This is a genomic window from Acidisoma sp. (assembly GCF_035492295.1).
Taxonomy (GTDB): domain Bacteria; phylum Pseudomonadota; class Alphaproteobacteria; order Acetobacterales; family Acetobacteraceae; genus Acidisoma.
In genome coordinates this window covers 14831-36264 of sequence record NZ_DATJJK010000246.1, presented here as the reverse complement: position 1 = coordinate 36264, position 21434 = coordinate 14831, and the positions used below count along the sequence as shown (strand labels likewise).

The following is a 21434-nucleotide window of genomic DNA, read 5'->3' as shown; positions in this document are numbered from 1 at the left end:
ACGGCCTGAATCTCGGCGAAGGCGAAGGGGTCTGCCGGCAGTGCCAGGGACGACTGCGGGAAGAGCTGGGCGATATAGACGAGGATTGCCGGGGTTTCGGTCAGAACCCCCTGCTCCGTCACCAGCGTCGGCACACGACCCTTGGGGTTGATGGCGAGATAATCCGGCTGGCGCTGGTCGCCATGGCCGAGGCTCATGCGGACGCTTTCGTAAGCAGCGCCCGCCTCTTCCAAGGCGATGTGCACCGCGCGTGCGCAGCTGTCGGGGGAATGGAACAATTTCATCATCTCGGCCACCATCATTTCCTGGCAGGGCCGCATTCGGCCATGGCGGAGGATTGATCGTCAATCATCCGTGCCTTGCAGTCCCCGCGCGCTGTGCCACCATCAGGCCATCCCCGGCGTGTTCGGGGAGCCTTCCTGCAAACAAGGCGAGGAAAACACAATGAAGACCACCGGTTCGGCCGTCTGGGAAGGCGGTATCAAAGATGGCAAAGGCGCCATTTCGACCAAAAGCGGCGCACTCAGCGCCTATCCCTACGGTTTCGCAAGCCGCTTCGAAGGCAAGCCGGGCACTAATCCGGAGGAATTGATCGGCGCCGCCCATGCCGGCTGCTTCACGATGGCACTCTCCCTCATCCTGGGCGAGGCGCAGCTGAAGGCCAGCCACATGGAAACCACGGCCGAGGTCACGCTCGACAAGGACGGTGACGGATTCTCCATCACTGCCGTGCATCTCACGCTCAAGGCGAAGGTTCCCGGCGCGACGCCGGAAAAGTTCACGGAACTGACCAATATGGCCAAGGCCGGTTGCCCGGTCTCGAAACTGCTCAAGGCCGAGATTACGCTGGATGCCCAGCTGGTCGACTGATCGGGCGCAGGTTTGACGAAAAGGAACAAGGCCGGCGGGGAGAATTCCCGCCGGCCTTTATCTTGGCCGCTCGGCCGGAGGCCGGTTGCCGGCCGGGCGCTCGCGGGATTGGCGAGCCGCGCGGAAGGGCTGACCGGGCTTGGTGTCGGGGCCACGCATTGGCGTCTGGCGCCGACGCGGTTTCGAAATTGCGAAGTCCACCGTGCAGCAGAGCTTTGCCCAGGCTCTGGCCTCGCCCGGGATTACGGAAATCCTGCTCGCCACGCTCAATAGACTGACGGCCGATGTGATGGGGACATGCTGCAGCGCCGTCGCGCGGCGGCTTCTTTATTTCACCGTAATCACCCAGGTCCGTTCCGTCCGCCAGGGGCAGGTTATCCTAGGCAATGCCGGTCAAAAGGCTAACCATTTTGGTCTCGGCACATACCCCAATCCGACAGGGTGCTTGAACTGACCGGCGAGTGTTACAGAGGTGTCCCGTTACCGTCTCTTATCTATGTAATAGGACCGCTTGGCGGTCACTGTTCCGACATGACACCTGAATGGCGACACAGGCTTGAACAAAGTCAAGGGAGACGGCTATGCCGCTTCAAGGCGTTGCGCCCGCTATCCCCATCCCGCCGACAGTGTCCATCGGGCAACAGGTTCGTGCCGAGTCTGGCGTCAACTTTGACTGGGGATTCTTCTATGCGCTCTTGAGCGGGAGGCGGATGAGTTGCCTACCGGATTCGGCCGACCCGTGCTTCCGTGGACCTGTCCTGGGTCACTGATGATAAAGCAATATTGTGGCGATTCGTTGGAGCGGAAATTGCAGATGCTTGCCGATCGAATCGTCTGGATCGACAGACTGACGGGTGGCCCAGGACTTCTTCGTCTGCGCAGGATCGCGGGCAAACTCTTCCGCTTCGCAATCGTCTCCGGCGGCGGACTCGCGATTGATTTCTGCCTCTTCATCCTGCTGACCTGGGTTGGACTTTCTCCGACGACTGCTAATCTTGTTTCCGCAAGCGCCGCGACCGCGTTCGTGTATTTCATGTCGGTTTCGCGCATCTTCTCGTACCACGGAAGATTCGTTTGCCAATTGTTCATAGCCTATGCTGTCTACCAGGCCGTTGCAATTCTTGCCGCTTCCTACGTCGTTGGATTGATCGCCGAGCATATTTCGCCGCCCGTGATTGCAAAACTGGTCGTCTTGCCAGTGACCTTCAGCGCGAATTTCTTGATGATGTCTTGGCTGACGCGCCGCCGGATAACGATCGTCGCGGAGCAGAGCAATGTCTGATCGAATTCTGCTCTTTATTCCAATGTACAATTGCGAGCGGCAGATCGCCCGTGTTCTCGACCAATTGACGCCGCGCGCCCAGGCCTTGCTATCGGGTCTAATCGTGGTCGACAATCGAAGCACCGACAAGGGCCAGGCGGTGGCCGCGGAGCGCATCAAATCTCTGCAGATCCTCGCTAACGTCTTGATGAACGACGGAAATTACGGCCTTGGCGGCTCACACAAAGTGGCCTTCGAATACGCACTCGCCCATGCCTTCGATTATGTGATCGTTCTCCACGGCGATGACCAGGGCAGCATCGAGGACATCCTGCCTTATCTCGAGCGGCGTGAGCACCTTGGCCTCGACGCGCTGCTCGGCGCGCGGTTCATGAAGGGCTCCAAGCTCGAGGGCTATTCCGCCGTCAGAACCCTGGGAAATTACGGGTTCAACATGCTTTATTCCGTCGTATCCAGCTACCCGATCAAGGACCTCGGCTCTGGCCTCAATCTCTACCGGGTTGGCGCGCTCGCCGATCGTTGGTGGCTGAAGAACGCGAACGACCTGACCTTCAACTACCATATGATGCTGAAATCGATCGATCGCGGCTGGAAGATGAAGTTCTTCCCGCTGACCTGGCGCGAAAGCGACCAGGTTTCCAACGTCAAACTGGTCCGGCAGAGCCTGCGCGTCGCCGAGATCGCTTTGCGATACGGCGCGATGCGACGGAAGTATTTGGCGAATGACTATTCGGACCGTCCGGACGGAGCCTACCCGTCCACAGTCGTCGCAGGGCATGCATGTTGAGACAACTTCGCCTCAACGAGCCGATCACAACTCTCGCCGTTCGTTTCTGGCCCTATGCACTTCGCGCGGTCGCATTGCTCGTTCTGTTCCGGTGCGTGTGGGCGGTGCTCGCGGCTGCCGCGCGGGGAGAACTGGCGGCCGAGGTTGCGGCGCACGGACCGGAAGCCCTCACGGTTGCGGCGGTCTATCTGGCGGGACATGTCATGCGCGTGGTGCGGCTCGCCCTTCTCATTGGGAACGCCCGGTTGAGCCTGCGCCGCCTGACGGCGTTTCACTTCTATACGGCAGGCGTCGCGTTCGGCATGCCGCTCCGGTTGGGAGACGCCTATCGCGGCATTGAACTCGGCCTTTTCACCGGAGGCACCGTGTTTGGGATCACGATAGTCTGGATCGAGCGTTTGTTCGACCTGGCTGTCCTCCTGCCCTTGCTGCTTGTAACGCTGGGCTATGCGAGCTTGGCTGACCATGGCTACGCGTTGAGCGCCTACGCCGGCATCACCCTGCTCACGCTCCTTTTCGTGTCGCTCTCGGCCCTCATGGTGGCCATCGTTCCGGACAATCTCCGCCGCTTCGGCACCTACCTCATCCGCCAGCACGAGGGCGCCTGGACGATCAAGGCGCTCAAAGGCATCGAGGACTTGCGCAGAACCATCAACCGGATTCCGGTTCTGATCAAAGGCAAGATCCCCTCTCTCGTGGCATTGACAGTTCTGATCTGGATGTTCGAGTTCGGCAGCTTCGAAGTACTCGTGTCGGGTGTCGCGGGTAGCGGCGGTGGGCTTTCCGGCCTTCTCGCCTTCCTTTCGCGCACAACGACGAACGGCAACCTCCCAGATGCGCTGGCAAAGCTCGGTTCGCTCGATGCCTTTGCGCGCATGTATGTCGTCGCCGGGCAGGCCCCGCTTGCAATCATCGCCGCGGCTGCGTTCTTCGTCTACGCCAGCGGGAATGGGCGAAGGAACGGCTCATGACGCTTTGGCTCATCATCGACAATGCGCAGCCGGTTCCGCACCGGCTTCGCGAATTGATCGGCGTCGAACGCTTCGGCCAGCTCATCTACAAGCGGCAGACGATTTCGTCGATCATGGAGCGCGCGGCCTTTGCCGCGTCCCTGCCGCCGCCCGTCGACATGGAGACGGTGGATGATTGGGCCGCGCTCGCCGAGACCGTGCGCCGCCGCGACCGACCGACCGACCGGTTTCTGATATGCCCTGCCGGGATCATCGCGGGGCGGGGCCCGGAGGCGATCATCCAATTTCTCAAACAGGCGCGCTACAGTCCGCAAAACCTCGATCTGACGATTGCCGGCGGGGACAATTGGTCGGGCTGGATGCTGCTGATCGAGCCGCTGTTCCGTGGCTATCTGGCGGCCCGCGCGCAGGACACCGTGCTGCCGTTCCTCGACAAGAACGCGAATCAATTCGTGCGGATGGATGAACGGCTCCAGCTCACCAATCTCCGGGAGGAGGTGACGCTGCTGGAGTTCCTCTCGGGCACCTTCGACGCGCGTTTCTTCAACTCGCTGGAGCGCAGCGGCTATACGATCACCAAGCGTTCGACTGACAAGAGGAAGCTGGAGCAGGAATATCGCTTCTGGGAGATGCTGCCGGCGCAGATGCAGATGTTCTTCATCCGCCCCTTCGACTTCAGGGAAGATGACAAAAGCGCCAGCTATAAGATGGAACGTCTCTTCGTTCCGGACATTGCGGTCCAGTGGCTCCATCACGCCTTCAGCGAACTAGAGTTCCGTCGGCTCACCAAGCATCTTCTCTATTTCATCTCTATTCGGCCCACCCGCAAAGTCTCGCCCAAAGAGGTCGATGCGATGGCGGACAAGCTTTACGTGACCAAGGTTCGCGAGCGTCTGGACAGTCTGAAGACGTTTCCGGACTACGCCGTTCTCGCACCGATGTTCGACCGGGCCTGCGGCGGAATAGATGCGCTGTTCAATCGCTATCTCGCGCTCTACACGCGGCTGCGCGGCGAACTCGGCGGGGACAAGTTCGCGATCGGGCATGGGGATTTATGCTTCTCGAACATGCTCTATGCCAAGACGACCCAGACCCTGAAGCTGATCGACCCGCGCGGGGCCATGAACGAAGCCGAGCTCTGGACACACCCTCTCTATGACCTCGCCAAGCTGAGCCATTCGGTGATCGGCTCCTATGACTTTGTCAACCACGGCATGTTCGATGTCCAGATTGATGACAACATGCGCCCGCAACTGACGATTGACCGACTGCCGCCGGAGTGGGCGCGGCCTATTTTCGAGGAGGCCCTGGTGCAGGCCAACTACTCGGTGCGCGCGATCCGGCTCTGCGAGGCTTCGCTGTTCATCTCCATGTTGCCGCTCCATATCGATCGGCCCCGCAAGGTTCTCGCGTTTGTCCTAGTCGCGTTGAAAATTCTGACCGAGCTGGAGGCCGCATTGTGATCCGCAAAGAGAAATCCATCGTCTGCGATATCGACGGCACGCTCTGTCCGAAGAAGGCCGCCGGCCAATCTTATGACGATATCGCGCCCCACGCGGACATGGTTGCCAGAATTCGTGAATATCGTGCGGCGGGCTTTTACATCATCCTGCATACGTCGCGTAACATGAATACCTACGACGGAAATATCGGTCTGATCAACGCGAATACGGCCAAGCATCTATTCGGCTGGCTTGACCGTCACGAGATCCCCTACGACGAACTGCAGGTTGGCAAACCTTGGCCGGGCCGCGGGGGATTCTACGTTGATGATCGCACCATCCGGCCGAATGAGTTCCTGAACATGTCCTACGAAGAGATCTTGTCCCTCATTGGTACGGAATGAGACATGCGGAGACTCGTGCAATGACGACCGCAATCATCACCATGGCCGGCTTCGGCCGGCGCTTTCTGGACGCAGGCTACACGGTTCCGAAATATCGGATCGAAGCGCACGGGCGTTCGCTGTTCAGCTGGTCGATGCTGAGCCTCGATCAATTCATCAGAGGCGGCGCAAGTTTCGCGTTCATCGTCCGGGCCGCGGATGATGCTTCCGACTTCATCGCGCGTGAGGCGGCCACTGTCGGGATCACAAGGTTCGATATCGTTGAGCTGGACGCGCCGACCGACGGGCAGGCAACCACCGCGATGCAGGCCATGTCCGTCGTGCCGGCGCAGGAGCCGATGCTCATCTATAATATCGACACCTTCGTGCACCCGCGGGCGCTGCCCGCGACCGCGGTGCGCGGCGACGGCTGGATCCCCTGCTTCGCCGCGGAGGGCGACCATTGGAGCTTCGCAGCCGCCGACGCCGACGGCCGGGTGTCGGCTGTGCGCGAGAAGAAGCGCATCTCCCCGCACGCCACGGTCGGGCTTTATTGGTTCGCGTCCTTCGATCTTTTCCGGCGCGCCTATGATGCCCATTACGTGGCCGGCGGGACGCTGGAAGCGGGTGAGCGTTACGTCGCGCCGCTCTATAGCCAGCTTCTTTCGGAACACCGTCCCGTCTTCATTCATAACGTGCCTGTGGACGCTGTTATTCCCCTTGGCGTTCCCGATGAAGTGCGGCGGTTTGAAGCACGGACAAGCGCCGACCTTGGACTTCGTTCATTGGAGGTAGGGCCATGAGGGACGGCGGGGCAGGGGACGAGACGCTCGTCCGGGGGGAGTTCTTCACGGACGGGAGGAAATTCGTATTCCGCTTCGCGGGCATGCCCTTATCTGGCATCGGTGACACGCCGGGCGCCGCATTCGATGACCTGATGCGTGCCGAAGCCGAGACTGCGCCCTTATCGGCGCGCATGCGGGCGCTGGCACGGGACCAGGCTGGCGAGGCCGTCCGCGCTCAGATCGTCCGCTTTGCGGCGATCGCGCTCATCCTGCTCGGTATAGTGGGTGGAACCCTGGCGGCGTCCGCCGTGCTCGCGCCAAGTGTGATAACGGATCTCGGCGCACTCGCCACAGCGAAGGTCATCGGCTCGATGGAAGCGCTGACCCCCGAGCGCGAGGCCGCATTGCGGAAGGCGGTGCAGCGGCTGGGCGGAATCGTGGGCGTGTCCGGCAAGGACACCGGCTGCCCGTCCACGCAGGCCGCTACCGCGTCGCCGACGGCGCCATGACCAGCCTCAAACTTTCCTGGACGCGCGCCTTGCCGCTGGCGACGCTGGCGGTGACAGGTCTTTGGGTTCTGATCGCCCTGTTGAACTGGCATCAGCTCGGTCGCGGGGTTCGCATCGGCTTTCCGCGAGTGGACAATGACTATGGCCAGCCGCTGCTCTTCTCGGCACCGGTCCAGATGCGCGCGGTTCTCGGCGTCATCCTGCTCCAGGCTTGCTCGGCGTTGCTTGGCTACAGGCTGGTTGTGCGCCCGGTCTGGGGCCGCAGGCATCTTGCCGGCGAAGCCTGGTTGCTCGTCGCCGGGATTATTCCCGGCAATCTGATCCTCATCGTCCTGGCTCGGCTCGTCACCCTCGTCCTGCCGAACACGCAAGCTCCGCTTGTCGTGGGCGCCCTGACGCTCGCCGGCGCGGCCGGGGTGCTTTGGGCTCTCCGCAAGGACATGGCGCGCGAGACGGTCGGCTGGCGCTGGCAGGATGCGGTGCCGATCGCGGGTCTCACCGTCGCCTTGCTTGTGTTCGGCATCCAGTTCGACCGCTTCCACGTCGTGGGAGAGGCGAGTTCCTGGTTCATCAACCACATCTACACGTCAGGGAGCTACGGGATCGGCCGGGGGTATTTTCCGCTCGTCTCCCAACATTATGACGAGGCCGCGCTTCTCTACCCGGTCATCTACGGCCTCGTCCACGGCGCCGACAAGGTGACCGTGTTTACGCTCTACTGGTTCATGGCCGCGTTCGGTCGGCTGTCCATTCTCGGACTTTGCTATCTCAGCCTGCGCTCCTTCGGGGTTGACAAGCTCAGCGCCTTCGCGGTCCTCGTCTTCATCAGTATCGCGAGCCTGTCGCTTAATGTGATCAGTTCAAGGTTGCTGGCTGATTCGCTGAGTCCGCTGATCTTCACGCTGCACATTGCGCGGTTTCTCATTCCGGTCGCGCCGTTCATCCTGCTGTCGGTGCTGAAGCTGTGGGACCAGAAGGTGCCGTCCCTGGCTGCGCTCGGCCTCGCAGCGGTTCTCGGCGCTGGCTTGTCAAGCATGCCGGTGCAGACGGTGGTGGTCATTGCCTGGGGCCTTCCCGTCGCGCTCCTCACGCAGCTTCGCCCCACTGCCTCCGGGTCCGCGCGGCTGTGGCAAGGCGCGGCGCTCGTGGCGCTCGTTGTTCTCGTCTGTTTCATGGCGACCTACGGCGTGACCCGCACCGTGAGCGCTCAACTCAGCGTGGAGATCCTGCTCGCGGCGGCTTTGGCCGGGGGGCTTGTCGCGGTCATCGCCTGGTGCGCCTGCGGCGCGCGTTGGGTGCCCTCGGGCTGGCGCTCCGGACCCGTACTGCTTGTCGCGTGTCTCGCCGTCGGCTACGGCTTTGGCGTGCTCTGTCTGGGCAACGTCTTCATTCACAAGTCATACGGCCTGCTCGCGCCGATTTGGCCGTTCAGCCATATGCAGATCGCCGACCGAGAGGTCAGCCAGCTCGCCGGCTCCTCGGGCAAATTCATGCTGTCGCCCTATTGCAGCGGCTATGTCTGGGGGCTGCGGACGCTCGCCGGCCATTGCAGCTCACTGCCTATGTTTGTTCGGACCTATGGGCTAGCCTTCGCGGTGATGAGCGCCGCCTTGGCGTGGTGGTCCCTCGCCAAGGCATCGTATGCGCGTTTGCCCGGGGACCAGCAGACCACCTTGCTCCTCGTAGGCACCGTTCTGTGTCTTCTTGCTTTACCCATCTGCTTCATCGCGTTCGATTTCATCGCCCCGGCCCAGGCAAGTCAGGATTGGGAGCGGAGCCTCTCCATCTGGCTGCGATCGCGGCTCGTGGAGCCTTGGTTCTATAGCGGGCTGATCTTCGGCCTTATCCTGTTGCTCGCGCAGGTGAATTCGGCAAGTCGCCGCAAGATTCAAAGCCTCTTGCTGATCGCCGCTGCAATTGGTGGCCTCACGCCGCTCGTTTTGCCGGGTCAAATGGTGGTCAATTTCGAGTATCTGATCCAGTCCGCGTTGCGTTGACCGATTTGGCGGAGTTCTGTCAGCTCTCGCGCTGGCACTGCCAACTCCGTGGAGACAGGCACGCCGCACTCGGCCAAGTCTGGCGGCTTCCTTAGTCCGCCGTCATCACCCAGGCTCGTTCCGTCCGCCAGGGCCGGTGACCGTGACGATGCCCTCCCGCGCGCGGGTTGCCAGCACATCGGCGCGCTCGTTCATCACGTCCCCGGCGTGGCCGCGCACCCAGCGCCAATCGATCTCGTGCCGGGCGGCTGCAGTCAGGATGCGCTGCCAGAGGTCGATATTCGCGACCGGATCGCCCGCCGAATTGCGCCAGTTGCGGCGAACCCAGCCCGTGGTCCAGCGGGTGATGCCGTTGCGGAGATATTCGCTGTCGGTATGCAGCGCGACGGTGCAGGGCCGGGTCAGGGCTTCCAGCGCCGCCGCCGCCGCCGTCAGCTCCATCCGGTTGTTGGTTGTATTGGGCTCGGCCCCGCTCAGTTCCTTCTCGGCTGCTCCGAAGCGGAGGATCGCCGCCCAGCCGCCCGGGCCGGGATTGGGCTTGCAGCCGCCATCGGTCCAGATCTCCACAACCATGCGGGATGCGTCATCCGACATAGGCGGCAATCCCCGAGGCGTGGCGGTGGAAGCGCAGCTTGCGCAAATATTCGAGCGGGTCTTTCGGCGTCACCAAGGCACCTTCCGGAACATAGAGCCAGTCATGGAGGCGGGTGAGCAGGAAGCGCAGCGCGGCCCCTTGAGCGAGGATCGGCAGCGCCTTGGTCTCGGCAGGGGAGAGCGGACGCACCGCCTGATAGGCGCCGATCAGCGCCCGTCCCTTGGTGACATTGAAGGCGCCGTCCGGTTCGAAGCACCAGGCATTGAGGCAGATGGCGAGATCATAGGCGAGGAGATCGGTTGCCGCGAAATAGAAGTCGATCAGTCCGGAAACCTCGTTCTTCAGGAAGAAGACATTATCGGGGAAAAGATCGGCATGGATCTGGCCTTCCGGCAGGTCGCGCGGCCAGGCCTCCAGCAGTCGGTCGAGCACGGCGGTGAGTTCCGCGCCGAGGCCGGGCACGACGTCGTCCGCCCGGCTGAGGCTGCGCTCCAGCAGGGGCCGCCAGCCGGCAGGCCCCAACGCATTCTCCCGGCGGGGCGCATAGCTCGCTCCCGCTTTGTGCAGACGCGCGAGCGCTTCGCCCAGCGGCCCACAATGGACAAGCTGTACGCGGCGCGGCCAGACGCCGGGGAGGAAGGTGGTGATGGCGGCATGGCGGTCCGCCAACATGCGGAGGGCGTTGCCGTCCTGCGCCATGACCGGTTGCGGGCAATTCACGCCCTGCGTCGCCAGATGCTGCATAAGGTTGAGGAACCAGGGCAGGTCCGCCGGGTTCACGCGTTTTTCGTAGAGGGTGAGGATGAAGTCACCCGCCGTGGTGCGCAGCATGTAGTTGCTGTTTTCCACGCCTTCGGCGATGCCGCGGAAGGCCACGAGTTCGCCGATGTCATAGGCCGTCAAGAAGGCGCGCAGCGCATCGTCGGTGACTTCGGTATAGACGGCCATCGGCACTCACCCGGGAGAAAGACGTCTTTTCCTAGAGGGTGATCGTGTCGGATAGAAGCGGTTTCGCTTCAATCTGACAGCCGACTCACACTCTAAGCTATTGATAAGGGCCTGATTCGCTGATTCAATCTGTGCCGATCAGACCTTGCGGACGAGACCGGTTGAAGGCCAGAGGCAAAGACGCGGCGGAGGCGGGAAGGGGAGGCGTTGCTTCCCCTTCCCCGATCTCAGGCGGCGCGGTTCTGGCGCGGGCGACGGCCGGAGCCGGAGCGTCTGCCGCGCCGTTTCGGCCGGTCCTCGCTCATCCGGGGCTTCGGCGCCTGTGCGACGCCGTCAGACAGGGCCGCCATCTCGACGTCGTTCGCCGGGGTGATGCCCTCGAGCTTCGAGACGTTCATGACGACGCCGGTCAGCTTCTGGATATCCCGCAGGAAGGTCCGCTCGGTCGGGTCGCAGAAGGCGTAAGCCACGCCCGAGGCACCAGCGCGCGCCGTGCGGCCGATGCGGTGCACGTAGCTCTCAGGCTCGTTCGGCAGTTCGTAGTTGATGACATGGGTAATGCCGGTCACGTGGATGCCGCGAGCGGCGAGATCGGTCGCCACCAGCACGCGGGCCTGGCCGCCCTTGAAGCGATCCAGAATGCGCTGGCGGGCGTTCTGGCTCTTATTGCCATGCATCGCATCCGCCGGAATGCCGGAGGCCGAAAGATGCTCGGCCACCTTGTCCGCACCCCGCTTGGTGCGGGTGAAGACGATGACGCGGGCGAGGGTCGGGTCTTTCAGCAGTCCCACCAGCAGGCGCTTCTTGGCGCCGGCATCGGAGAAATAGACATGCTGCTCGATCTTGTCCGGCGTCGCGGTTTCGGCCTTCACCTCGACCCGCACGGGGTCGCGCAGCAGGCTGCTGGCGAGTTGGCCGATTTCCTTCGGCATGGTGGCCGAGAAGAGCATGGACTGACGCTTGGCCGGCAGCTTGGCCAGGATTGAACGGATATCCTTGATGAACCCGAGATCGAGCATCTGGTCGCCCTCGTCCAGCACGAAATGGCTGACCTGGTCGAGGATGAGTTCGCGGGTGTTCATGAGGTCGAGCAGGCGGCCCGGCGTGCCGATCACGATATCCGTGCCGCGCTGCATGCGCTGCACCTGCGGCATGCGGCCGACGCCGCCGAGGATAACCACCGTGCGGATGCCGGTGCCGGCCGCGAATTTGCGGATGCTTTCGTTGATCTGCAATGCGAGTTCCCGCGTGGGGGCCAGGATCAGCGCGCGGGTGCCGTAGGGGCGCACGCGCAGATTCTCGGCCAGCAGATGCTGGATCACGGGCAGGCCGAAGGCGCCGGTCTTGCCGGTGCCGGTCTGGGCGATGCCCAGGAGATCGCGCCCCTTGAGGAGTTCGGGGATGGCCCGTGCCTGAATCGGCGTCGGTGCCGAGAAGTCGAGTTCCGCCAGCGCTTTCTGGATGGGCTCGTTAAGGCCGAGGGAAGCGAAGCTGTCGTTCGTCGTCGTCGGAATTTCGGTCAAAATAGTCTCCACGCCGCCAGGCGCCTTGGCCCGGGCGGTTCGTGTTCGAACTCCCCGCGCGATGCGGAGTAGAACGGTTTGGAAGGAAACTGCTCGGAAAAAGATGACCCGCGGCATTGCGCCTGAAACGAAAGGTCACCGTTCGCGCGTCTCACGAACAATCACAGAGGTGGCTGCTACCGCACCGCAGCAAAAAGATCAACGACTATCGTGTCAGCCTTGTGTGTGGCGCATCGTCTGCGCAAGCTGACTTCGGGGGAAAAGGAGATGAATATGAGCGAGAAGGTCGCGGTCATCATGGCGGGCGGGTCCGGCATGGGCGCTGCCTGCGCCCGAAAGCTCGCCGGTATCGGCTATCAGGTGGCGATCCTGTCCTCGTCCGGCAAGGGGGAGGCGCTGGCAGGGGAGCTTGGCGGTATTGGCGTCACCGGTTCCAACCAGTCGAACGCGGATATGGAGCGCCTGGTTGATGCCGTCATGGCCAAATGGGGCAGGGTGGACGCGCTGGTGAACAGCGCGGGCCATGGGCCGAGGGCGCCGATCCTCGAAATCACGGACGAGCAGTGGCATCTCGGGATGGATGTCTACCTCATGAGCGCGATTCGCCCGGTGCGGCTTGTCGCCCCTATCATGGCGGCGCAGCCCGCGGGCGGCTCGATCGTCAATATCTCGACCGCCTGGGCTTTCGAGCCGACGCCGATGTTCCCGACCTCGGCCGTGTTCCGCGCCGGGCTTTCGGCCTTCACCAAGATTTTCGCGGATGGGTATGCCGCCAGGAAGGTCCGCATGAACAACGTCCTGCCCGGCTGGATCGACAGCTTGCCCGAGACCGAGGCGCGGCGCGCCACGGTTCCCATGGCGCGCTACGGCACGGCGGAGGAGATTGCAGACACGGTCGCTTTTCTCGTCTCGGACGGGGCGGGCTATATCACCGGCCAGAATCTGCGTGTCGATGGCGGGCTGATGCGAGCGCTGTAGGGTTCGTATTGAGCCGGGACCGGCCCTCCCTATGCCTAGGCAAGCCCGATCAGCATCAGCACCAAGCCGAAACTGGCGAGCAGCCAGATGATCGAGCGGATCCAGGGCACGCCCCCGACATAGAGCGGCCAGTAGATCAGGCGCCCCCAGAAATAGAGTTCCGCGCCCGTGGTGATCAGCCCCGAATGACGGTGCAGCACCTCTCCGGCCAGGACCAGGGCGACGAAGAACGGATAGCTCTCGCGGAAATTGGCAAAGGCGCGGATCACCCGCCCGCCGAGGCCGGTGATGGGCTGCTGGTCGTCCCGCGGGCTGGCGCTGAAATCGAGGCCGCGCGCCGCGCTGACGGCGAAGCCGGTCGCCAGACATTGCACGAGGCCGAGCAGGACGGACCAGAGAAGCAGGCTCATCGGCGTGGTCATGAAGCGGTTCCTGGAGAGAGAGGAAGGGGCCGGCTATAGAGATGGGGCGAAGCGCCGGCTGTCCATGGCCGGAATGGAGGCGGCGATGGGTGTGATCAAGTCCCGCGCGGTCCGGCGGATCACCTGGGTCAGGGGTGTGATTGCGGCGGCCGTCGTCGTTGCGGCCTTTTTGCCCATCCTTTTCCTGGGTGCGGCAACCGATCCCGATATCCTGTGGAAGATCGTGCACGGAAAATGCGTGATGGACGAGAAGACCTTCGGCCATCCCGCGCCCTGCGCCCGCGTCGATCTCGCCGGCGGCTATGCGATCCTCAAGGATATCGTGGGGCAGACGCAGTATTTGCTGATCCCCACGACCCGCATCTCCGGGATTGAGAGCCCGGCCGTGCTGGCACCGGCGACGCCGAACTTCTTTGCCGAAGCCTGGGGCCAGACGCCGCTGGTGGCGGCGCGCCTGGGCCACGCGCTGCCGCGACAGGATCTCAGCCTCGCGATCAATTCCATCCATGGCCGCACGCAGGACCAGCTGCATATCCATATCGACTGCATCGACCCCAAGGTCGCGGCGGCCTTGAAGGATCACGAAGGGGCCGTCGGACCTGATTGGTCGCCCTTTCCTGCGATGCTCGCGGGAACGCCCTATGAGGCGATGCGGATCGACGGAGAGCGGCTGGGGCAGGCCAATCCCTTTCATCTTCTGGCGGATCGGCTGAAAGGCGCGCGCAGCCATATGGGCGCCTATACGCTGGTACTGGTGGGCGCTCGCTTCGAGGAAGGGAGGCTTGGCGTATCCACGCCGGGCGCATCCTCGCCGGGCGCATCCACGCCGGGCTTCATCCTCCTCGCCGGCCGGGCGCGTCTCTCCGCAGGAAATGTGGGAAGCGGCGAGGCGCTGCAGGACCATGCCTGCCGCATCGGGCGCGCCTCCTAACCCCGCCGCCGATAGCCGCTGACCGCCGCGCCGGTTTCGGCGGGCAGGGTGAGGAAGCCGGGAATCGAGAGCAGCGTCACGCCCGCCATGATCAGAAAGACGGCGTGGAAGGTCGCGACCGAGACAGCGTTCTCCGGATGCCCGAACTGCTTCAGGAGCGCGGCCGCGACGGCGACACCGAGACCCATGGTGAGCTGTTGAGCAACGCCGGAGAAGGCGGTGCTGGCACTGAGTTTCTCGGCCGGCGTGTCGACGAAGCTCACCGTATTCAGCGTTGTGAACTGCAGGCCGCGCCCGACGCCGAAGACGAGCCCCCAGGCGAGGATCGCCCAATCCGGCGTACCCATCCCCATGGCCGCAAAGCCGGCCACACCGCAGGCGGCATAGAGGGCGTTGCCGGCCAGCAGCCGGCCGAAGCCGAATTGTCTCAGGAGCCGGCCGGCGAGCGGGCGAATGACGACCGTGCCGAGGCTGCTCACGAAGGTCAGAAGGCCGGAATGCACCGGGCTGTAGCCGAAGCCGAGCTGCAGCATGAGGGGCAGCAGGAACGCGACCGAATTCATTCCCATGCGACTGATGCCGCCGGCAATCACGCCGACCCGGAAGGAGGCGATGCGCAGCAGCCGGAGGTCGAGCGCCGGATGGCGCAGGCGCCGCATGTGGCGGGTGTAGAGGGCGAAGATGATTGCGGAGACGACGAGCGCCAGCAGGGCGAAGAGGAACAGCCCGCGCTCGCTCACCATCTGGATGGCGATCTGCAGCAGCACGAAACCCGCACTGGTCAGCAGGAAGCCGCGGGTATCGAAGCGCGGCGGCAGCTCCAGCTTCTGCTCGGCGACATAGCGCCAGGCGGTGGCCATGCCGACCAGGCCGAAGGGCAGGTTGACCAGAAAGATGCAGCGCCAGCCGAGATAATGGGTGATCAGGCCGCCGAGGATGGGGCCGAGGGTCGGGCCGATGACTACGGGCACCGTGAAATAGGTCATCGCCCGCACCAGTTCCTTTTTCGGGAAGGCGCGGAGCAGAATGAGGCGCCCGACCGGCGTCATCATCGCACCCCCCGCGCCCTGGAGCACCCGAACCAGGATGAAGGTCCAGAAATCCGGCGCGGCGGCGCAGCAGAGGGAGCCGAGGGTGAAGAGGCCCAAGGCGGCGATGAAGGTGCGCCGCATACCGAAACGATCGGCGACCCAGCCGCTGACCGGGATGAAGATCGCCAGGCTGATGAGATAGGCGGTGATGGCGAGATTGAGGGTAACTGCGCTGCGGTGGAAGCTGGCCGCCATGCTGGGCAGGGCGGTCGTGATCACCGTCGTGTCGATCTGCTCCATCATGAAGGCGATGGCGACGATGAGCGGGATGAGGAGCTTCCGAAACCCCTGGGGGCTCGGTGTGTCAGACATGCGGCGGCGGGACGCAGCGATGAAAGGTCAAGGCAAGATCCTGAGCAAGAACCGGGTCGGGATCGGGCCTTTCCGGCTTGCGCCGAATGACCCGCGAGGGGACGGTTGTTATGGCACCTTCGCGGCGCTGGGGGCAGGGGGCTCGGTGGCGGGCACCCAGCGGCGCCGGAGGTGTGGCACCCGGATTTTCACGCTATAAAGCACCTGCTTTCTTTTAACGTGCTGATGAGGGTCTGGTTCACGGTTCAGAAGACGTGCTGACGCGCGTGAGACTGAACCGATCAGACCCCAGGGAGACGAGCCCTTTGGCCGCCACTGCCGAAGCCGCATTGCCGCAGGGTGCCGCGATCGATCCGCGTTACGGCGTGGATGGCCAATGGTATCGCGAGTTCTATGCCGATATCGCGCAAGCGGGGGTGGATCCCGTCGCGCATTATCTGACGCTGGGCTGGCAGGAGGGGCGCTGGCCCAACCCGGCCTTCGATCCCCTCTTCTACAAGGCGCAGTTTCCGGCCCCACCGGACGGGGACCCGCTGCTTCACTATCTGGCCCAGGGGGAGCGTGGCGGACTGCGCCCGATCGCCTGGTTCGATCCGCTCTGGTATCGCGGCGCTTACGGCTTGGCCTCGGGGGTGCCCTGCCTTCTCCACTACCTCGCCCATCGGCGCGCTGGCACGGTCAGCCCCAATCCGGGTTTCGATGCACGCTTCTACGCGGCCGAGAATCCGGACGTCACTGCCGCCGGGCTCGACCCCTTCGAGCATTACCGGTCGCGCGGCGCGGCGGAGGGGCGGCTGCCGCGGGATGAGCGGGAGATTCTGCGGGAATCCGGCCTCGTCGATCAGAACTACTACTACATTAACGGGCCGGACGTGCATCAGGCGGGGCTCGACGCGGTCGATCACTATGCCAAGGAGGGCTGGCGGGAATATCGCCGGCCCAATCCCTATTTCGACGGGGTCTGGTACGCCCAGCGCTACGGTATTCCGGTCCATATGAGCCCACTTTGCCATTACGTATTGCTGGGGGAGGCGAAGGGCTATCGGCCCGGCCTCTATTTCGATCCAGGCTGGTATCGGCGCACCTATGGCCTGCCGGAAGGGCAGATCGCCCTCGCCCATTATCTGGCGCATCGGCCGACCCGGCGCTTCAGCCCGCTGCCGCTTTTCGATATCGATTTCTACGTCGCCCGCTACGGTGCGGAACTCGGCCGGGCGCGGGATATCTTTGCCCATTACCTGGCGATCGGCGCGATACGCGATCTCGACCCCAACCCCTGGTTCAATGCGAGCGCCTACCGGAAGCGCCATATGCAGGGCACGCCGCCGCCTCCGGCCGCGACCGCGGAGGTCGCGCGCAACCCGCTGCTCCACTTCCTGTGCAGCACCGTTCTGGCCGCTGACCGCTGAGGCCGCTTTGCCCCCGGCGCCCCGGATGCTAGAGCCCGCCGCATGACCCAGATCGCCGAACTGACGAGCCCCGATCAGGACCTTCCCGCGCCGGCCGGGGAGCAGATCGTGATGGCGCTGCCCAAAGGCCGGATCCTCGGCGAATGCATGCCCCTCTTCACCCGCATGGGCATCGAATTGCCGCAGGATCTGGTGGAAGAAAGCGGCCGGCGGCTGCGCTTCCCGACCAGCCATCCGGGGCTGGATATCGTGCGCGTCCGCTCCTTCGACGTCGCGACCTTCGTTGCCTTCGGCGCGGCCGATATCGGCATCTGCGGCGCCGATGTGCTGATGGAATTCGACTATGCGGAAATTTATGCCCCGCTTGACCTCGGCATCGGCCGCTGCCGGGTCTCGGTCGCGGAACCGGCCGAGACGGCCGGCACGGATGATGCGGGACTCTGGTCCCGCGTGCGGGTCGCGACCAAGTATCCCAATATCGCGCGCCGCCATTATGCCGCGCGGGGCATCCATGCAGAGGTCGTGCATTTGAGCGGCGCCATGGAACTCGCGCCGCGGCTGGGCCTCTCGCGCCTCATCGTCGATCTCGTGCAGACCGGATCGACGCTCAAGGCCAATGGTCTCGTCGAGACGGAAGTCATCGCTTCCGTCTCTTCCCGCCTCATCGTCAACCGTGCCGCACTCAAGACCCGGCCGGAGGTGATCGGCGCCTGGCTCGCGCGCTTCCGCCAGGCGCTGGAGCAGGGGCAGGAAAGGGAAAAGGGCTGATGCGCCGGCTTTCCACCTGCGACCCGGGCTTCGCCCAGGACTTCGAATCCTTGCTCGCCGAGGCGCGGGAAACGACCGAGACGGTGGGCGCGCAGGTTTCGGCCATCATCGAGGCCGTGCGCTACGAGGGCGATGGCGCACTCTGCGCCTATACCAGCCGCTTCGACCGTGTCTCCATGACACCCGATGGACTGCGCGTGACGGCGGCGGAGATCGCGGCGGCGAAGGCCGAGGTCGCGCCCGCTCTGCGCGCCGCGCTCGATCTCGCGGCCAGCCGGATCGAGGCTTTCCACCGGGCCCAGCTGCCCCTTGACCTCGCCATGAAGGATGCGGCCGGCTACCGGCTCGGCATGCGCTGGACGGCGCTGGATGCCGTCGGCCTCTATGTTCCGGGCGGCAAGGCTGCCTATCCTTCCTCTGTTCTGATGAACGCCCTGCCGGCAAAGGTCGCGGGCGTCGGCCGTATCGCGATCTGCGTGCCGGCACCGGACGGCCTGCTCAACCCGCTGGTGCTGGCGGCGGCCGAACGGGCAGGGGTCAGCGAAATCTATCGTGTGGGCGGCGCCCAGGCGATCGCCGCATTGGCCTATGGCACGGCGAGCATCGCGCCCGTCGACCGTATCGTGGGCCCCGGCAATGCCTATGTGGCCGAGGCGAAGCGGCAGGTTTTCGGCCGCGTCGGGATCGACGGCATCGCGGGTCCCTCGGAGGTCGTGGTGGTGGCGGATGGCCGCAACGATCCCGCTCATGTGGCGATGGACCTGCTGGCCCAGGCCGAGCATGACGAATCGGCCCAAAGCATTCTGATGACGGATGATGCCGGCTTTGCCGATGCCGTTGTTTCGGCGGTGGCGCGGGCGCTGGAGACGCTGCCGCGCGCGGCGATCGCGGGGGCGAGCTGGGCGCAGCATGGCGCCGTCATCCTGGTCGCCGACTGGGCGGAGGCGGCCGCGCTCGTCAATCGTCTCGCGCCCGAGCATCTGCAGGTCATGACCGAGGAACCGGAGACGTTCTTTGGCCGCGTGCGGCATGCGGGGGCAGCCTTCCTCGGCCGCCACGTGCCGGAGGCGGTGGGGGATTACCTGGCCGGCCCGAACCATGTCTTGCCGACGGGCCGCACCGCGCGATTTGCCTCCGGGCTTTCGGTCTTCGACTTTCTCAAGCGGACGACCTGGGTTGCGGGTGATGAGACGGCGCTGGCGGCGGTGGGACCGGCGGCCATCGCCCTGGCCGAGGCCGAGGGTCTTGGCGCGCATGCCCGGTCGATCGCCGTTCGCATCGGGTCCGACTTCCAATAAATTGTTAAGTCCATCAGGACGAAGGGTTGCTGTTAAGCAATCATTAAAACCTCTTGTGGTATCGGCATCCGTCGATCGGACGGAGGCATCATGTCGGGTACGATTTCAACCACTGTCACCCAGGGCGTAACCCTGAGTGTCAGCCCCACCACCATCACCAGCGGCGGCGCGGTTATCGCGGCGAGCGGCGATGCGGTGACCGGAACCACGGCCGGCGCGCCGGTCTCAGGCTGGACGGTCGTGAACCAAGGAAGTGTGACCGCGTCGGCCGCGGGCGCCAATGGTATCGATCTTTCAACGGCCGGTTCCATCTCCAATGCCGGCGTGATCGCGGGCTATCGGAATGGCATAGACGTCACCGGCGGCGCCGCGAGCGTGACCAATAGCGGCGTGATCGATTCGAGCCCGACCAAGATCGTCAGCGGTTCGCCCAACTATGTCTACGATGGCATCTATCTCGGTGCCGGCGGCAGCGTGACCAACACGGCCCAGGGCACGATCTTCGGTAGCATCGGCGGCATCGACATCGCGAATGCCACCGGGACGGTCACCAATACCGGCCTCATCTACACGACGACGCTGCAAGGCAATGGGGTGGCGCTCGAAAACGGCGGCATCATCAACAATGCAGGCACCACCGGCATCTATGGCGACTTCTCCGGTGTCTCGGTCTACGGCGGGGCTGGTGTCATCACCAATAGTGCCGTCATCGATGCGGTTGGCCTCAACGGCTACGGTGTCTATCTCGGCGCCGGGGGCACCATCACCAATACCGCGAGTGGATCGGTCATCGGTACCTATGACGGGATCGACGTGGGCGCCGGAACGGCCACGGTGACCAATGCCGGCTATATCTATGGCTACGACCTGGGCGTTGGGCTTTATGGCGGCGGGATCATCACCAATCTCGCTGGCGGCGTGATTGCGTCTGTGACGACCGGCGTGGCGGTCGATGGCGGCACCGTCGTCAATGCCGGTACGATCGATGGAACGGCGACCGGCAAGGCGGTGGTCTTCGGTACCGGCCTCACCAATCGTCTGGTGGTGGAGCAGGGCGCAAGCTTCGTGGGCTCGGTCACGGGCGGCGGCGGCGGCAGCGTGCTCGAACTCGGCGCGGCGACGAGCGGGACGCTGACCGGCCTCGGCGGCCAGGTCACCGGCTTCAATACGATCGTTTTCGACAGCGGGGACAGCTGGTCTCTCGCCGGCAGCTTTTCCGCCTTCAGTGGCGAGACGATCTCGGGCTTCGATCATGACGACAAGCTCGTGCTGAATGGGGTGACGGGCGTCTCGTCGAGCGTCAGTGGCAGCACGCTGACGCTGGTCAGCAACGGCACGACCGAATCGATGAATTTCGGTACCATCGCAGGTACGCTGCAGGTGCAGGCGGTGGGCAGCAACACGGTGGTCACGCTCGCCTGTTTCCGCTCCGGAACGGAAATCCGGACGCCGGACGGGTCGAGGTCGATCGAGTGTTTGAGAGAGGGCGATCTCGTGACGACCGTCTGCGGGGAGAGCCTGCCGGTAATCTGGGTGGGGCAGCAGAGGATCGACTGCACCGTGCACGAGCGACCGACGGAGATACAGCCGATCCTGGTGGAGGCGGGTGCCTTTGCGCCCGCAGTGCCCGCGCGGGATCTTTATCTCTCGCCCGACCACGCGATCCTCGCACGCGGCGTGCTGATCCCGGTCAAATACCTCGTCAATGACATGACGGTGCGACAGGTGGCGGTTGAGATGGTGACCTATCATCATATCGAGCTCCCTCGCCATGCAGCGATTTTCGCCGAAGGTTTGGCCGCCGAAAGCTACATGGACGTCGGCGATCGGCCGGAACTGGGTCTGGGGCGGGATTTCGCGGGCCAGGATCGGCCCGATCTGCAGTTGCTGCGCGATGCACTGGCCTGCGCGCCCATCCGCGTGCTGGGACCGGAGATCGAACAGGTGCGGGCGCGTCTGGCGGCCCGCGCGGCGGCGGTCAGTGCGCGCGATGGCGGGGCAAACCGCGCCGCGTAGAGTGCGGTCGCGTCAGACTGGGGCGATTCCGCTTGGGTCTGAGATGGGAATTGCGTTCTGACGGATGGGCGAGGATCTGAGTCACGGTTCGGATGAATCGCTCCCGCGGTTCAATCT

At 64.1% G+C, this 21434-nt stretch carries 21 protein-coding genes; 15 read left to right on the top strand and 6 right to left on the bottom strand.

Going from position 1 to position 21434, the window contains the following annotated elements; translation table 11 throughout:
- Positions 1-287 (bottom strand): glutathione S-transferase family protein (locus tag VL752_RS18450; RefSeq protein ID WP_325357433.1); only part of this gene is annotated, 287 nt, incomplete at its 3' end.
- A 157-nt stretch (positions 288-444) separates the two neighbouring features.
- Between VL752_RS18450 and VL752_RS18445 the strand changes: the two genes are divergently transcribed.
- The 9 genes from VL752_RS18445 to VL752_RS18405 all read left to right on the top strand — a co-directional run bounded on the left by VL752_RS18445 (position 445) and on the right by VL752_RS18405 (position 9026).
- Positions 445-870, top strand: a complete 426-nt coding sequence (locus VL752_RS18445; RefSeq protein WP_325357431.1) for an OsmC family protein — start codon at positions 445-447, stop codon at positions 868-870.
- Positions 871-1684: 814 nt separating this feature from the next.
- Positions 1685-2152 carry a GtrA family protein gene (locus VL752_RS18440; protein ID WP_325357439.1) on the top strand — a complete coding sequence of 156 codons (468 nt, stop codon included), beginning with the start codon at positions 1685-1687 and terminating at the stop codon, positions 2150-2152.
- A complete protein-coding gene (locus VL752_RS18435; RefSeq protein ID WP_325357429.1) occupies positions 2145-2939 on the top strand; it encodes a glycosyltransferase family 2 protein in 795 nt (264 codons plus the stop codon). Before VL752_RS18440 ends, VL752_RS18435 begins: the two co-directional genes overlap by 8 nt.
- Positions 2933-3910 carry a hypothetical protein gene (locus VL752_RS18430; RefSeq protein ID WP_325357427.1) on the top strand — a complete coding sequence of 326 codons (978 nt, stop codon included), beginning with the start codon at positions 2933-2935 and terminating at the stop codon, positions 3908-3910. The genes VL752_RS18435 and VL752_RS18430 overlap by 7 nt, the downstream gene beginning before the upstream one ends.
- Positions 3907-5373 (top strand): hypothetical protein, encoded by a 1467-nt coding sequence (locus VL752_RS18425; RefSeq protein ID WP_325357425.1) that lies wholly within the window; start codon positions 3907-3909, stop codon positions 5371-5373. Before VL752_RS18430 ends, VL752_RS18425 begins: the two co-directional genes overlap by 4 nt.
- Entirely contained in the window at positions 5370-5756 is a 387-nt protein-coding gene (locus tag VL752_RS18420; protein WP_325357423.1) for a capsular biosynthesis protein, read from the top strand. The genes VL752_RS18425 and VL752_RS18420 overlap by 4 nt, the downstream gene beginning before the upstream one ends.
- A gap of 41 nt (positions 5757-5797) precedes the next feature.
- On the top strand, positions 5798-6538 hold the full coding sequence (locus tag VL752_RS18415; RefSeq protein WP_325357421.1) for a glycosyltransferase family 2 protein: 741 nt from the start codon (positions 5798-5800) through the stop codon (positions 6536-6538).
- Positions 6535-7029: a hypothetical protein gene (locus VL752_RS18410; RefSeq protein WP_325357419.1), complete on the top strand. Its 495-nt coding sequence runs from the start codon at positions 6535-6537 to the stop codon at positions 7027-7029. The genes VL752_RS18415 and VL752_RS18410 overlap by 4 nt, the downstream gene beginning before the upstream one ends.
- A complete protein-coding gene (locus tag VL752_RS18405) occupies positions 7026-9026 on the top strand; it encodes a hypothetical protein (protein ID WP_325357417.1) in 2001 nt (666 codons plus the stop codon). Before VL752_RS18410 ends, VL752_RS18405 begins: the two co-directional genes overlap by 4 nt.
- Before the next feature lie 105 nt (positions 9027-9131).
- Here VL752_RS18405 and rnhA read toward each other — a convergent pair whose 3' ends face one another.
- From rnhA to VL752_RS18390, 3 genes are all read right to left on the bottom strand, one after another.
- Positions 9132-9620 (bottom strand): ribonuclease HI, encoded by a 489-nt coding sequence (rnhA, locus tag VL752_RS18400; RefSeq protein WP_325357415.1) that lies wholly within the window; start codon positions 9618-9620, stop codon positions 9132-9134.
- The gene (locus tag VL752_RS18395) at positions 9610-10569 is read right to left on the bottom strand and encodes a homoserine kinase (RefSeq protein WP_325357412.1); all 960 of its coding nucleotides are present in this window, start codon (positions 10567-10569) and stop codon (positions 9610-9612) included. Before VL752_RS18395 ends, rnhA begins: the two co-directional genes overlap by 11 nt.
- A 227-nt stretch (positions 10570-10796) precedes the next feature.
- Positions 10797-12092 carry a DEAD/DEAH box helicase gene (locus VL752_RS18390; protein ID WP_325357410.1) on the bottom strand — a complete coding sequence of 432 codons (1296 nt, stop codon included), beginning with the start codon at positions 12090-12092 and terminating at the stop codon, positions 10797-10799.
- 273 nt (positions 12093-12365) lie between these two features.
- Here VL752_RS18390 and VL752_RS18385 point away from each other — a divergent pair, with 273 nt between their 5' ends.
- Complete coding sequence (locus tag VL752_RS18385) at positions 12366-13070, top strand: SDR family oxidoreductase (protein WP_325357408.1); 705 nt, start codon at positions 12366-12368, stop codon at positions 13068-13070.
- 35 nt (positions 13071-13105) lie between these two features.
- Here VL752_RS18385 and VL752_RS18380 read toward each other — a convergent pair whose 3' ends face one another.
- Positions 13106-13492, bottom strand: a complete 387-nt coding sequence (locus VL752_RS18380; protein ID WP_325357406.1) for an MAPEG family protein — start codon at positions 13490-13492, stop codon at positions 13106-13108.
- On the opposite strand from VL752_RS18380, the gene VL752_RS18375 reads away from it, so the two are divergent.
- Entirely contained in the window at positions 13491-14423 is a 933-nt protein-coding gene (locus VL752_RS18375; protein ID WP_325357404.1) for a CDP-diacylglycerol diphosphatase, read from the top strand. The two genes, VL752_RS18380 and VL752_RS18375, sit on opposite strands and share 2 nt — an antisense overlap.
- Here VL752_RS18375 and VL752_RS18370 read toward each other — a convergent pair.
- A complete protein-coding gene (locus VL752_RS18370; protein WP_325357402.1) occupies positions 14420-15826 on the bottom strand; it encodes an MDR family MFS transporter in 1407 nt (468 codons plus the stop codon). The genes VL752_RS18375 and VL752_RS18370 overlap by 4 nt on opposite strands.
- 305 nt (positions 15827-16131) lie before the next feature.
- Here VL752_RS18370 and VL752_RS18365 point away from each other — a divergent pair, with 305 nt between their 5' ends.
- The 4 genes from VL752_RS18365 (at position 16132) to VL752_RS18350 (ending at position 21317) form a co-directional block, all read left to right on the top strand.
- A complete protein-coding gene (locus tag VL752_RS18365; RefSeq protein ID WP_325357400.1) occupies positions 16132-17235 on the top strand; it encodes a hypothetical protein in 1104 nt (367 codons plus the stop codon).
- Between the two features lie 42 nt (positions 17236-17277).
- Entirely contained in the window at positions 17278-18003 is a 726-nt protein-coding gene (hisG, locus tag VL752_RS18360; RefSeq protein ID WP_408863173.1) for an ATP phosphoribosyltransferase, read from the top strand.
- Positions 18003-19301 (top strand): histidinol dehydrogenase, encoded by a 1299-nt coding sequence (gene hisD, locus VL752_RS18355; protein ID WP_325357398.1) that lies wholly within the window; start codon positions 18003-18005, stop codon positions 19299-19301. Before hisG ends, hisD begins: the two co-directional genes overlap by 1 nt.
- Positions 19302-19391: 90 nt before the next feature.
- A complete protein-coding gene (locus VL752_RS18350; RefSeq protein ID WP_325357397.1) occupies positions 19392-21317 on the top strand; it encodes a Hint domain-containing protein in 1926 nt (641 codons plus the stop codon).
- The last annotated feature ends 117 nt before the right edge of the window (positions 21318-21434 follow it).